The following is a 12,630-nucleotide window of genomic DNA, read 5'->3' as shown; positions in this document are numbered from 1 at the left end:
CAGTTCCGCTTCCTGTTCATCTGTCAGCCGTGAAGGTCGTCCGCTTTGTTTTTTGGAGACTAAACCTTGGATTCCATTATGGCAGTAATTTTTCACATAGTGGCTGACAGTATGCTCGTCGCGGCCGATGGTGTGCCCGGCTTCTTTCCGGGTGTGGCCTTCGAGAACCAACTTGACTGCCAGGCAACGCTCGTACAACCGGCGGTTGTCTGTCGTAGTCATCGCTTTTTCCAATTCACGGATTTGGCGTTCTGTTTCCATGTTCCCCACTCCTCAAGTGTTTTCTTTAGTATACGCCTACAGGAGGAAAAACGAATGCAATTTAACTCAATTTATATAGGTAAATTTCACGATACAAGAGAATTACTTGAGAGTGGAGAATTGCGTGAACTGAACAGCCACGGGTCTGGGCCGGGCGCTCGAGGATATCGTTTAATGCTCAGTAAGTTCAAAAAATACAATGACGACCGAATGAAGCGTGAAATAAAAGATTTTACAATAGAGGAATTCGAAGATATTGTAAATCCATATTAGCCGGAAGAAGACCTCAAAATCGGGGTCTTTTTTTTATTGCATGAGTATGCAATATTTTGTCCGCAGATGTGATGGATTTATTTTATGGACTAGCTACAGTCGGAAGGATACATGAGGAAAGAGAGAAAATAATTCCTAGACAATTTGAAAGATAGTAACAGCAAAGGAGTTGATGTCAATCACGTATGAACTACGGTACTTTAGCCAAGCGCAAAGTATTCTATGCATCCAAACCCTGGCGAGAGACGAGAGCTTACATTCTTAAGCGTGACAACTATGAGTGCCAAGAGTGTAAGAGGCAAGGCAGAGTATTTGTTTCGGACATGAAGCCAGACAAGCAGAAGACGTTGGACGTTGACCATATCAAAAGCCTGGAAGAATATCCGGAACTTGCATTGGTCCATTCAAACTTGGAAACACTTTGCATCAGATGCCACAACAAGAAAGAAGGGCGCTTCTTCCAAAAGAAGCCAAATAAATGGGCTCACGATGAATGTTGGTGAAATTCACAGGAATATTTCTGACCAGTAACACCCCCCCGGTCGAAAAAAATCGGGGTTTTAGCAAATATGGAAAAACGGTGCATAGGGTCAACTTCGCGACTGCGCCATCGTGACGGGCCCCCCTCCCCCCTCGGCTTCAGCTACAAAATGAAAGGAGTTGATGTGATGGATACAATCGGAAATAGAATGCGCGCGCTGAGGTTAAACCAAGGAATGACTCAGAACGAAGTGGCAGGGAAGTCTGGCATTTCAGAAAATTATTATTCGCGGATCGAGACGGGAAAAAATTCTCCGTCTTTGGAAAAGTTGACAGCCATAGCGAAAACGTTAGGCGTCTCACTATTCCATCTGCTGAACGATCGTATCGAAGAAATGGAAAACCGTGTCGAAACAGAAGAAGCCCGTCTATGTAATATTTTCAAGAGTATTCCGGACCATCAATTCCAACTTGTAGAAGGTTTGATAAAACAGGCTGCCAGACTACGTGTCCTGCTCGACGATAATTGGAAAGATATTTTGGAAAATGGTGAATATGAAAAATTTAGCCAATCGGAAACGCAAACGCCCTATGACCGCAAGAGGCCGATAGTTGAGAACTACGACAATCGCGATAAGAGCTATCAGAACATTATTCGGCAATTGACAGAGCAGCTTCCAAAAGATGGCACTCCTAAAAAAAATCAACGCAGCAAACTATTAGGTCGATGATATGCTGTACTCGAAGTATGTTGATGCCTATTACGAAAGATGGAAATCGGGAAGATATGTATTATGCAACAAGAACCTGCAGCTCCTAGAATTTCTTGAAAGAGAGATCTTACCACGTGATGATATTTATTATTTTGATGATCAGAAGATAGAGGACTATATCGATTTTTCAGAGACTTGGTATTTCGAACTGGACGATTGGGAGAAGTTCATAGTTCCTTTCATTTTCTTGTTTCGGGTGGAAGATGATGAGGTTGTTTTTGATGAGTTTGTCATTGTTGTCGGACGAGGGGCTGGAAAGAATGGTTTTGTCTCAACGCTGTCTCATTACTTTATAAGCAGTCTACACGGTGTTGATAATTACGACATAACGCTAGTGGCTAACTCTGAAAAACAAGCAAAGCGTTCGTTCAGCGATGTGCGGTTAACAATCACAAAACGTGGCAATGAAGCTTTGAATGCCAATCCGCCTACAGAGTACAAAGAAGCCCATCCTGATGAGGAATACGGAGAGTTTGAAGGTTACAAATCACGGATCACATCACTGGAAACACAGTCAGAGATAATTTTTGTTGCAGCTAACTCTTCGACGCTTGATGGTGGCCGCGAGGGCTGCATCATCTATGACGAATTTCATGAGATGGAGGACAGTTCTATCCCCGATGTTCTCGGAGGCGGTATTGGTAAGACGCAATGGGGAAGACAATTTTATATTGGAACGAAAGGTTTCGTGCGGGGCGGTTACTTTGATGAAAAGTATGCCCGATGCGAAGCTATTTTAAATGGTGAAGAGGATTTCAATGGTATTTTCCCATTTATCAATGAGCTTGATGATCTCGATGAGATGGACGATCCAGCGATGTGGCCAAAAGCGAATCCATCGTTGCAGGAACCATTGACGAAACGAGCCAAGCGCTTGATTTGGACCATGAAAAAAGAATACACCGAATTGAATTATTCTCCTTCCAAGCGCCCTGCATTCGTCACAAAACGGATGAACTTTATTGAGGGCGATATGGAGCACTCAGTCGCTTCCAAAGATGAGTTAGATGCTACGCGTCGACCGTATTTTGAGTTTGATGGACTGACGCCATTATATTCGCTTGACTATGGTAGCGTACGAGATTTTGCAAGTTGCGGCGCTTTATTTAAACAAGATTTAGATTATGCCTTCTTGCAGCACAGCTTTGTTATTAAAAATTTTGTTGATGTTCATTATGGCTACTCGAACAGCGCAAATCAATCAGGCGGCGAAAAGAAAGCACCTATCAAAAAGTGGGAAGAAGATGGCCTGTTGACAGTCGTTGACGAACCATCGTTGAACCCGCAACACGTTGTGGAGTGGTTTGTGATGGCCCGAGAATTGTATGGTGGCAACAAAATAATTGCCGACAACTACAAGCTGGATATCTTGAGACCTCTATTAGAAGCAGAAGGGTTCGAAGTTGACCCAATCAGAAGACCGCAAGCCATTCATCCTTTGATAGCGTCCAGGATTGAAGACGCATTTGCAAATAATAAAATTATTTTCGCAGATGATGACATGATGCGTTGGTACACAAATAACGTTTATGTGAAAGAAACTACTGTCGGAAAAGTATTCCTGAAAAAAGAAGCAGTGAAACGAAAGACTGATGGATTTCAAGCGCTTGTTCATGGTATGTACCGGGCTAATGAACTGGATGAACAATCAGGATTTGTGCTAGGGGATATCGATTTCTAACACTTTAAGGAGGTGAGAAAATAATTTGGGCTTTTTGGATGCAATATTTAAAAGGAATTCCGAGCTGTCTTTCATGTTTGATACTGAATTTTTCATTTCCGCATCAACACGAATTCACATGAAGCATTTGGCTGTGGAAACCTGTGCTAATTTTTTAGCACGAACCATAAGCCAATCGGAGTTTCGGGTTAAAATGAATGGAACGTATGTTAAAGATGAACTATATTACAAATTGAATGTCCGACCAAATAAAAATCAAAGTGCAACTGAATTTTGGGAGCAAGTCATTATCAACCTGATTTATGAAAACGAAGTACTTATTATTCAGTCCGATGATGAAGATTTGATAATCGCAGATGGTTTTACTCATAATGAGTACGCTGTTTATGAAGATACTTTTTCAGACGTCACCGTTGGTGATTTTACGTTCAAACGCATATTCAAGCAATCGGAAGTACTGCATATGCGCTATGCGAATAAAGAACTGCAGCCTTTAATTAACGGAATCTACCAAGATTACGCGGATTTGTTTTCAAGTGTTCTAGGTTCCCAGAAGAGAAAAAACCAAACGAGGGCTACGGTTGATATAGACAACTCAGTTACCAAAGACGAAAAAAAATTAGCACAACTGCAAGTCTTTATCGACAAACTATATAAATCGATTCGCAAAAACACCGATGTGGCTATAGTCCCTCAGCAACCGGGCTTTACTTATAAGGAGCATGCAGCTGGATTGGGCAACCAAAGTGTGGATGAAATAAACAAAGTGACGAATGGTTTTTTAGACCAGATTGCGATGGCTATCGGGATTCCCGCGGGCCTTTTGCACGGAGACATAGCAGGAGTTAAGGAAATGACGAAGAATTACACAGTCTTCACTGTGAAACCAATGCTTAAGAAGATTCGCGATGAATGTAACAGTAAATTTTTTACGATGAAGGAATATCTTTCTGGGAGTTTGATTGATGTTAAAATCGCTTCGTATGAGAGTATCTTTGATCTGGCTGTTGCGATTGATAAACTGGTATCGTCGGGGACCTTTAACAGAAGGGAAATCAGAAGTGAAGCTGGTTTTGAAACACCAGAGGGAGAAGAATTCGATAAATTCTACATCACCAAAAATTACATGGAGGAGGGGAAGGAAGACAGTGAGCAGAAAACTTAATGCTTTAAAACAAAAAAATCCGATCCAGACTAGAATTTCAGTCGAATCGGAAAATGAAGAAAAAATTCAATTGCTGCTATATGGCGACATCGGTCAATACTATTCCTGGTCTGGGATTAGTTTGGACGGTGTCGTTTCTGCTTTGGCTGGAAAGTCGGCGGATACGATCGAAGTCTTCATCAATTCTTATGGAGGCGACATGTTCGAATCGATTGCGATCAAGAATTATCTGATCCGGAGGCCGGAGAAAATCATCACCTATGTCGATGGTATCGCTGCAAGTGGGGGTTCTTTGATCGCGATGGCAGGAGATGAAATCATTATGCCGAAAGATGCGCAGTTGATGATTCATAATCCGTGGACCATTGCGGCGGGTAACGCAGATGACTTTCGCAAGCTTGCGGATGAAATGGACAAGGCGAATACGTCTATCCAAGAAACATACCTCACTCACTTTACCGACACTCGTGAGAAACTAGGTGAATTGCTGGCAGCCGAATCCTGGATGACCGCAGAAGAAGCTTTGGCATATGGACTTGCAACTAGCGTAACCGAGGCAACTGAACCTACAGAACCACCGGACGATCCAGTTGAACCGCCAGCAGAACCAAAAACTAACAAAGTAAACCGTATTGCTGCATTACTAAACTTATAAAAATGGAGGAAAATTTAAATGACAATTAAATTCAACAAAACAGAATTATTCGCGGAAGCAAAAGCGAAATTATCCGCAGTATTATCAAATCCTGACAGCACTGAGGCGGAGCAGACATCTGCTTATCAAAATTACCTGGAAGTGATGCAAAATGAAATCGTGAAAGCTGTATCCAGCCAAGTAAATAACGAAATGTTGGATCGTAGCATTTTGCAACAACGTGGCCAAAATGTCTTAACATCAGAAGAAACTAAGTTCTTCGCGGCTGTAGCCAATAGCGGTGGTTTCTCGGACGACACAATTCTGCCGGTTACAACACAAGAACGCGTGTTTGAAGATTTGGTACAAGAACATCCTTTATTAGCGGAAATCGGGTTGGAGAATTTAGGAGCTGTAACGCGTTATATTGACTCAGACCCAACAAAAGCATATGCATGGGGAGACCTTTTTGGTGGAATCGCAGGACAAATTGCTAGTGCATTCTCTGAATCAACAGTTGGACAATTAAAACTTACAGCATTTGCTGCAATTCCTACTGACATTGAAGAACTTGGTCCAAAATGGATTGAACTTTATGTTCGTACAGTATTGTCAGAATCTTATTCATTTGGTTTAGAGTTTGGGTTCGTGAATGGTGGGGGGGCTGTTGCCAAACAACCTGTTGGTTTGACAAAGAATGTGGATCCTGAAACAGGTGCGGTAACGGCTAAAACCTCAAGCGGAACTTTGACATTTGAACCTTCGCAATATGGTGAAGTAGTAGCAGGGGAGTTGTATAACGTTGTTAAAGAATTGTCTGTTGATGCTGAAGGTAAATCGCTAAAAGTTAACAACAAAGTAGTTATGGTAGTAAATCCAATTGACGAAATCGCAGTACAAATGCGTAATACAATCCAAACCGCAAACGGACAATGGGTGACGGCTCTGCCATACAACATCAAAGTTATTCCATCGGAAGAAGTTGCAGTAGGAAAAGCATTATTCTTTGTCAAAGGTCGTTACAAAGCTAGATTGTCTGGTGGTGTGAAGGTTAAGAAGTTCGATCAAACATTAGCAATTGAAGATGCAACGTTGTACACATTGAAGCAATTCGCAAACGGTGAACCAAAAGATAACAAAGCTGCATTGCTGTACGATTTGGATATTAAATTTGCTCCAATGACTACAACAACCACAACAGGTGTCTGATAAGGAGCTGATTTAATTGGCTATTACAGATCGTTTCGTTAATGACTTCAAGGAGAGAATGCGCATCGGGGATTATGAGGATGATAACCTGAAACGCATCCTTGAAGCTTCCGAGCAAGATTTGCTTTCCAAATGCGGAGAGTTTGACATTGAATCGCATCACGGGTTCAGAGAATTGGTTTATGAGAGAGCGCGTTATGTTTATAACGATGCTCTCGAATTTTTTAACGCGAATTTCCAAAGTCAGATCAATGCTTTGGGAATGGAAAAAGCTCTGTCCATGATACTTGTCGATGATGATGGCAATGAAATTGGGGTGGTCCAAGAGTGATCTCTGCTACATACAAACCGCCACGCTTAAACAATGGCGATTTTCGGACGAAAGTCGAGTTTTACGAATATGTGCCAACCGATGGGCCGGAAGCTGGCGAAGAGGTCAAGAATACACTTTTCGTCGCATTCGCAAAAATCGATGAAGTTTGGATGCGCGACCTGGAGTTGGCGAAATACAACGGTACGGTATCCGATTTGACGATCAGCATTCGAGATCCGTTTAAAGTGTACGTTCCGACGAATAAGCATTTGTTAAAGATCTATGCTGCCGGGTACGAAACCACGGTGTACAAAATTAAAGAAGTGCAGCCAGCCTTGCAATCACGCGACATTGTCAAGATAATCGCGGAGGTTAAAAGTTGATGGGCGTAAATATTACCGGTTTGAAATCATTGCAAGCAGAACTCGAAAAGAGATTCGGCCAAGCGAAGATGCAAGAAATAAGTGACCAAGCTTTATTTGAAGGAGCGCAAGTTATCAAGAAAGAACTGGAGCAAAACTTTGAATCCTTCAGAGATACCGGTGCTTCCATTGATGAAATCACCATATCTGGTCCCAAAGATGGACCTAATGGCAGGCGCCGAGATATCCATTGGGTTGGTCCGAAAGACCGCTATCGCCTGATCCATATTAATGAGTGGGGAACCGTTAAAAACCCGAACCCCGCAGGGAAAGGGAAGGTAGCGGCATCGCTTGAAGGTGGAAAGAAAGCTTATCGAAAAGCTGTCAAGAAGGTATTGGAGAGTGAATTGTGATGGATGCATTAAATAAAATCTATGAAGCCTTATCAGCTGATTCCGTCATTTATGATGCGGTCGAGAATCGTATCAAATATTACGAATACCCCGATACTGGGGAAGTCGATAAAGCGTATATCATCATCGATCCCCTGCAGCCTCCAAATCCTGATGATTATGCCGATAATGACTGGATGACTGAAGAGCATTTGATACAGGTTGACGTCTGGTCCAAGTCCCGGGAAGAGAAAGATAAGCTCGGGGAACGGATCAGAATGGTAATGAAAAACATAGGGTTTTACCAAAGTGGCGGCGGAATCGATGAATATGACAAGGATGTCAAAATATATCGTGATGCACGCAGATACTTGGGGAAATTCTACAGAAATGACATTTGAAAAGGAGTGCAGATAAATGCCAGAAAAAAAATATTTGTCATCTACAGGGGTAGATGAATTTTACTACGGTGTACTTAATGCCGGGGAAACCGGAATTGTAGCGGCCGCACCTGAACGCGTAAAGTTTTTGCAGGATATCGAAGTAGCGATGTCATCCGAAATCACTAGGGCTTACGGGGATAATGTGGTAGCTGAGTTGGGTGTTTCCCAGGGAGGTGTAGCTGTAAGTGGTAATTTCCATGCGATCCCGCAATCAGATAAAAATACATTGTTGGGATTGGAAACAACTACAGGCGGTTTGTCCGCACACGGATCCAGTGACAACCCTCCATACGTTGCAGTTATTTTTGCCAAGACATATGAAGACGGATCAAAAGAATATGTGGGCTTGCCTAAAGGGAAGTTCCTGAAAACAAGCATCAAAGGGACATCTAAACAGGGCAATACCACTTTCAACCAAGATGCAATCAGCGCGGAATTCATGGATCGTGCTGTGACAGGCTTTACGAAACAAAAATCGGTTGTAGTAGGGGCAGATGATGCAGCAGCAACTGTTAAACGTGACGCCATTTTCCAAGCGATTTTCGGTGTGACATATCCGACTACAACAACCACCACTACAGGCCTTTAACGTGGTATAGGGTATGAGATATATCCTTTGTCAGCCAGCAATCAAACGATTTGAATGGGAATTGGAAGTCTGTATCACTCGTCTGAAAAAACTCGGAATCACTGACATTGTTCTGCTGTTCGCGCAGTGGGATAGTTACATTCCAAAAAAATTTGAGGAAACTTATGGCGTGGAAGTTCACGTTTACAGCGATGCTGATCGCGAAAGAACGTACATCCCCAGTGTCAAACCTTTCCTCTGGATGAAATACCTTGAAGAAGACAAAACGCGTGAACAAGGCTCTTATTTTTACATTGACAGTGATGTCCTATTCAGAGAGATACCGGAACTAACCCCGACTGAAGATACCTGGCATGCATCAGACTGCAGCGGTTATATTGGCTTGGATTACATCGATGGCAAGGGCGAGGGCTTGCTGGAGCGTATGTGTGAAGTTATCGGAATAGATACCGCTTTGATCAGGAAGCACCGGCCGGTCGGCGGGGCACAATGGATCATCAAGAATCCCTCCTTTGCCTACTGGAAAAAGGTTTATGAGGACTCAGTAAAGCTATACAAATTTCTATCAGATGTGGAATCCGAGTACATCGGAAGAAACGGCGCAGGCTATGTTCCAATCCAAAAATGGACCGCTGAAATGTGGGCTCAACTTTGGAACGTCTATCACTTCGGAAAAACTGCTGAGGTCGATAGACAATTGGATTTTTGTTGGCCAAACGATCCAATTTCCCGTTATCAGGGAACAAAGATATTCCACAATGCTGGCGTTGTAGATTCGAATCAAGGTTTATTCTTCAAAGGGAAATATGTTGAAAGCTCACCATTAAGTAAGGATTTGAGTTTCGTTGACAAAAACAAAGCGTCTTATGAGTATGTCAAAGCGATCCAGGAGGTGAATCAAGTGGCAAAGTATAGAGTAATCGAGTCCTTTGGTGATCTGCAGGACAACGGAAAACCTTACAAGGCAGGGGATGGCTATCCCAGACCTGCAAACAAGAAGGTTTCAAAAGAGCGAATTGAAGAGTTAAGCACAATCAAAAATGTAGCAGGAAGGCCTTTTATCGAAAAGGTTAGCGAAGAAAAGGGCGAGTAGCGTTACTCGTCCATTTTTTACGTGCAGGAGGAAAATAATGGCAAACTTAAAAAGAAACATGATTGAACTTGTTCTGGAAGTAAAAGAGGGCGAAATCGTAACAAAGAAATATGTAACTCCGGTATTTATTCCGTTGAGTGTGGTTTATGAAGCAATCGATTTAATGGCTGAATTGAACTCCAGAAAATCTGGACAGGCTGAAAAAGATATGATCGACAAAGTTTTGATATTCGTTGCTGAAAAAGTCTACAATAATCAATTCACCCGGGATGACCTGTTCAATTATCTGCATGGTCCAGGAGCAATCAACGAATTGTTTATGCAAGTCCTTTTTGTTGCTAGAGGGGAACAGACCGAAGAAGCAAAAAAGTATCTGGAGAGCTTGTAGACGAAGAAGATTTTACTCCGGAAAAACAAAAGGATAGCCTAGACAAGATGATTTTGGAACTGATCAAACAAGGGAAAGATATCAATACTGTCCTGGCTATGCCTTACAGCTTCCTGATTGACGTCCTTCGCGAAGAGCATAAACCAGAACGCAAACGGTCGCTCATCGCCGCATTCGGTGGTTAGCTGGCAGAAAGGAGGTAAGCGATGTCCGAAAGAATAGAAGGTCTTTCCATTGGATTGGACCTTGACAGCGTACAAGTTGAGAGCGGTCTAAAGGACTTGAATAAAAAACTAGCCCTGGTCAATAGTGAGATGAAAGCAAATCTTTCCGCTTTTGACAAAGGCGATGCATCACTTAAAAAATATCAAACGCAACTGGACGGATTAAATAAGAAGCTGGAGATCCAAAAGACGAAGGTCGACAGCGCCCGCCAATCCTATGAGAAGATGGCGAAAGCACACGGAGAAGGCTCAAAAGAAGCCGATGCCGCCGCTACTGCGTATAACAAGGAACTAGCCAGCCTGAACAATTTGGAGCGGTATATCGGCAGCGTAACGACTGAAATGAACAAATCACAGTCAGCCTTTACGAAATATGGCAATCAGTTGACTGGTATATCTGAAAAGGCCGGAAAACTTGGTGATGGCTTGACTAAGACAGTGACTCCAGCAGTCCTCGCTTTGGGTGCGGCCGCCGTACTAAGCGCTAATAATGTGGCGGATGCTACAGCTAAGATTCAGAATAACTTAGGCGGAACGGCTGAAGAGGCAGAGAAGGTGGCAGGCATTGCCAATGATGTATTTAAGGACGGATGGGGCGATTCCCTGGACTCCGTGACTACTTCATTACTCGAAGTAAAGGAGCAGCTCGGGAGCCTGCCGGATGAAGATCTGGCGGCTATTACGAAGGAAGCTATTGCTTTGGAACAATCGCTCGGAATGGATACGAGCGAAACCCTGCGCGGTGTGAACTCTCTCATGCAGACCTACGGCTTGACGGCCCAAGAGGCTTTTGATTACATGGTAGTCGGAGCTCAAAAAGGTCTGAACAAGACAGACGAGCTCGGCGATAACTTGGCGGAGTATGCGCCGCTATGGGAGCAGAATGGCTATTCAGCCCAGGAGATGTTTAACACGCTTCAGGCCGGGCTTGATGCCGGGGCTTATAACTTGGACAAAGTGAATGACCTAGTGAAAGAGTTCGGGATCCGCATCGGGGACGGCACGATCAAAACGGCCGTCGAAGAGATGGGCGGCAGCTGGAAAGAAATCTATGATACCTGGGAAGCTTCCGGCGAGTCGAATGATGAACTGTTCAGGAGAATGGCGCAGAATTTGGCAAGCATTCAGGATCCGCAAGAAAAAGCGATGGCTTTAACACAGATTTGGGGATCGCTTGGGGAAGATGCCGGGGCCAAGGTTGTGGAGGCTCTTGGAAACGTGACGGAAGAATACGGTAATGTGAATGGCGCCGCTCAGACGGTTGTCGATACGCTTGAGGCTACGCAGTCGCAGAAATTCCAGTCTATGTTCCGTGATATGACGGATACACTCGTGCCACTTGGAGATATCCTGCTTGAGATGGGTGAGGAGGCACTTCCAATTCTGGAAGATGCCGTTGATAACCTGACAGATGCTTGGAACGACTTGAGCCCGGATATGCAAGAGAATGTGGTGCAATGGATGTTGGTTGCGGGTGCCGCCGGACCGATTGTTAAGATTTTCGGAGGCGTTGCCGGAGGTTTGGGGGCAATGCTAAAATTGCTTCCTGGTGTTACGGCTGGCCTTGGAACAGCCGGAGTGACAGGAGCTTTGGGCGGTGTTTCTGGCGCGGCAACCACAGCCGGAGGAGCAGCGGCCTTGTTCGCAAATCCTTGGGTTCTTGGCATCGGGGCTATAACTTTGGCTGCCACTGGTGTAGGGACTTTCATCTATAAGGAAATGACGAAAGACGCAACGAATCATGAAGCATCTGTTGATGCAACGAAAGGTAAATACCAGGAATGGTTTGACGCGGTTACCGAAGGCGCGAACGGTATGGTCAGTTCCCAAGAGCAGATTCAAGGTGCAATCAAAGGGACTGCGTCAACTATAGCCGAAGAAACAGCAAGACTGAAAGAACAAAATACCCTTGTCACAAATGCAATAGATGATTTGTGGAACGGTGGATATGAGTGGAACGAGAAGTTCTTCACATCATTCTCCGAACCACTCGCACGAAATGTGGATGGTATCAAGGATAAACACCACTTTACAACTTTTCACGCCCCTAAGGGCATAAAAATACAAACAACCCCAAATTTTTTGTATGATTGATTTGGATAAAAACCAACAAAAAAAGGGGGTTGTTTGCTATGAATCAATTATATCAAAAAGGCATTACAATCAAAAGTTTAAAATCATATTTCGCTCCTTATTTTGCCGGGATGACCCGGCCAACAGCGAATAAGTTTTTCCTTTTTCTTTTGGCGATCATTTCGATACAAGGGATTCAATCCGTCCGTTTTTTATACACTTGGTTTTTGAAGAGGATAGATACCTCTAGCTGTTTGAACTCGTATTACTATCTCCT

General features: G+C 43.6%; 16 protein-coding genes and 2 pseudogenes. 17 read left to right on the top strand and 1 reads right to left on the bottom strand.

Translation table 11 applies throughout. The features are described 5' to 3' along the window. Positions 1-261: helix-turn-helix domain-containing protein (locus tag BMZ71_RS13620; RefSeq protein ID WP_143071452.1), on the bottom strand; the 261-nt coding region annotated here is incomplete at its 3' end. Between the two features lie 54 nt (positions 262-315). On the opposite strand from BMZ71_RS13620, the gene BMZ71_RS13615 reads away from it, so the two are divergent. From BMZ71_RS13615 to BMZ71_RS15180, 17 genes and pseudogenes are all read left to right on the top strand, one after another. Further along, on the top strand, positions 316-534 hold the full coding sequence (locus BMZ71_RS13615; RefSeq protein ID WP_086990681.1) for a hypothetical protein: 219 nt from the start codon (positions 316-318) through the stop codon (positions 532-534). A gap of 185 nt (positions 535-719) precedes the next feature. Continuing rightward, complete coding sequence (locus BMZ71_RS15480) at positions 720-1,037, top strand: HNH endonuclease (RefSeq protein WP_086990683.1); 318 nt, start codon at positions 720-722, stop codon at positions 1,035-1,037. A 165-nt stretch (positions 1,038-1,202) separates the two neighbouring features. Beyond that, on the top strand, positions 1,203-1,745 hold the full coding sequence (locus BMZ71_RS13605; protein WP_245734451.1) for a helix-turn-helix domain-containing protein: 543 nt from the start codon (positions 1,203-1,205) through the stop codon (positions 1,743-1,745). 1 nt (position 1,746) lies between these two features. Continuing rightward, positions 1,747-3,468 (top strand): terminase TerL endonuclease subunit, encoded by a 1,722-nt coding sequence (locus tag BMZ71_RS13600; RefSeq protein ID WP_086990687.1) that lies wholly within the window; start codon positions 1,747-1,749, stop codon positions 3,466-3,468. Between the two features lie 25 nt (positions 3,469-3,493). Continuing rightward, entirely contained in the window at positions 3,494-4,633 is a 1,140-nt protein-coding gene (locus tag BMZ71_RS13595; protein WP_218142834.1) for a phage portal protein, read from the top strand. After that, positions 4,617-5,288: a head maturation protease, ClpP-related gene (locus BMZ71_RS13590; RefSeq protein ID WP_177187635.1), complete on the top strand. Its 672-nt coding sequence runs from the start codon at positions 4,617-4,619 to the stop codon at positions 5,286-5,288. The genes BMZ71_RS13595 and BMZ71_RS13590 overlap by 17 nt, the downstream gene beginning before the upstream one ends. An 18-nt stretch (positions 5,289-5,306) precedes the next feature. Continuing rightward, entirely contained in the window at positions 5,307-6,476 is a 1,170-nt protein-coding gene (locus BMZ71_RS13585) for a phage major capsid family protein (protein ID WP_086990691.1), read from the top strand. 16 nt (positions 6,477-6,492) lie between these two features. Further along, on the top strand, positions 6,493-6,807 hold the full coding sequence (locus tag BMZ71_RS13580) for a phage gp6-like head-tail connector protein (protein ID WP_245734450.1): 315 nt from the start codon (positions 6,493-6,495) through the stop codon (positions 6,805-6,807). After that, positions 6,804-7,172, top strand: a complete 369-nt coding sequence (locus BMZ71_RS13575; protein ID WP_086990693.1) for a phage head-tail adapter protein — start codon at positions 6,804-6,806, stop codon at positions 7,170-7,172. Before BMZ71_RS13580 ends, BMZ71_RS13575 begins: the two co-directional genes overlap by 4 nt. Beyond that, the gene (locus BMZ71_RS13570) at positions 7,172-7,564 is read left to right on the top strand and encodes a hypothetical protein (RefSeq protein WP_086990695.1); all 393 of its coding nucleotides are present in this window, start codon (positions 7,172-7,174) and stop codon (positions 7,562-7,564) included. The genes BMZ71_RS13575 and BMZ71_RS13570 overlap by 1 nt, the downstream gene beginning before the upstream one ends. Further along, on the top strand, positions 7,564-7,944 hold the full coding sequence (locus BMZ71_RS13565) for a DUF3168 domain-containing protein (protein WP_086990697.1): 381 nt from the start codon (positions 7,564-7,566) through the stop codon (positions 7,942-7,944). Before BMZ71_RS13570 ends, BMZ71_RS13565 begins: the two co-directional genes overlap by 1 nt. A gap of 16 nt (positions 7,945-7,960) precedes the next feature. Next, a complete protein-coding gene (locus BMZ71_RS13560; RefSeq protein WP_086990699.1) occupies positions 7,961-8,575 on the top strand; it encodes a major tail protein in 615 nt (204 codons plus the stop codon). 13 nt (positions 8,576-8,588) lie between these two features. Continuing rightward, positions 8,589-9,470 (top strand): annotated as a pseudogene (locus BMZ71_RS13555) (hypothetical protein); the annotation flags it as partial. Between the two features lie 235 nt (positions 9,471-9,705). Next, positions 9,706-10,056: a phage tail assembly chaperone G gene (gene gpG / locus BMZ71_RS13550; RefSeq protein ID WP_086990702.1), complete on the top strand. Its 351-nt coding sequence runs from the start codon at positions 9,706-9,708 to the stop codon at positions 10,054-10,056. A gap of 47 nt (positions 10,057-10,103) precedes the next feature. Beyond that, on the top strand, positions 10,104-10,241 hold the full coding sequence (gpGT, locus tag BMZ71_RS14995) for a phage tail assembly chaperone GT (RefSeq protein ID WP_168173142.1): 138 nt from the start codon (positions 10,104-10,106) through the stop codon (positions 10,239-10,241). Between the two features lie 21 nt (positions 10,242-10,262). Beyond that, complete coding sequence (locus BMZ71_RS13545) at positions 10,263-12,374, top strand: phage tail tape measure protein (protein ID WP_086990704.1); 2,112 nt, start codon at positions 10,263-10,265, stop codon at positions 12,372-12,374. 38 nt (positions 12,375-12,412) lie between these two features. Continuing rightward, positions 12,413-12,630, top strand: a pseudogene (locus BMZ71_RS15180) (IS701 family transposase); the annotation flags it as partial.

The organism is Trichococcus flocculiformis, assembly GCF_900113645.1.
GTDB classification, from domain to species: Bacteria; Bacillota; Bacilli; order Lactobacillales; family Aerococcaceae; genus Trichococcus; species Trichococcus flocculiformis.
The sequence above is the reverse complement of the archived record's forward strand: the minus strand, read 5'-3'. Positions and strand labels throughout refer to the sequence as shown.

What these genes read in the sequence shown, in the direction of transcription:
- BMZ71_RS13605 (WP_245734451.1), top strand. Translation starts at nt 1,203, where the DNA reads ATGGATACAATCGGAAATAGAATGCGCGCGCTGAGGTTAAACCAAGGA.
- BMZ71_RS13585 (WP_086990691.1), top strand. Translation starts at nt 5,307, where the DNA reads ATGACAATTAAATTCAACAAAACAGAATTATTCGCGGAAGCAAAAGCG.
- BMZ71_RS13600 (WP_086990687.1), top strand. Translation starts at nt 1,747, where the DNA reads ATGCTGTACTCGAAGTATGTTGATGCCTATTACGAAAGATGGAAATCG.
- gpGT (WP_168173142.1), top strand. Translation starts at nt 10,104, where the DNA reads ATGATTTTGGAACTGATCAAACAAGGGAAAGATATCAATACTGTCCTG.
- BMZ71_RS13615 (WP_086990681.1), top strand. Translation starts at nt 316, where the DNA reads ATGCAATTTAACTCAATTTATATAGGTAAATTTCACGATACAAGAGAA.
- BMZ71_RS13560 (WP_086990699.1), top strand. Translation starts at nt 7,961, where the DNA reads ATGCCAGAAAAAAAATATTTGTCATCTACAGGGGTAGATGAATTTTAC.
- BMZ71_RS13565 (WP_086990697.1), top strand. Translation starts at nt 7,564, where the DNA reads ATGGATGCATTAAATAAAATCTATGAAGCCTTATCAGCTGATTCCGTC.
- BMZ71_RS13570 (WP_086990695.1), top strand. Translation starts at nt 7,172, where the DNA reads ATGGGCGTAAATATTACCGGTTTGAAATCATTGCAAGCAGAACTCGAA.
- BMZ71_RS13545 (WP_086990704.1), top strand. Translation starts at nt 10,263, where the DNA reads ATGTCCGAAAGAATAGAAGGTCTTTCCATTGGATTGGACCTTGACAGC.
- BMZ71_RS15480 (WP_086990683.1), top strand. Translation starts at nt 720, where the DNA reads ATGAACTACGGTACTTTAGCCAAGCGCAAAGTATTCTATGCATCCAAA.
- gpG (WP_086990702.1), top strand. Translation starts at nt 9,706, where the DNA reads ATGGCAAACTTAAAAAGAAACATGATTGAACTTGTTCTGGAAGTAAAA.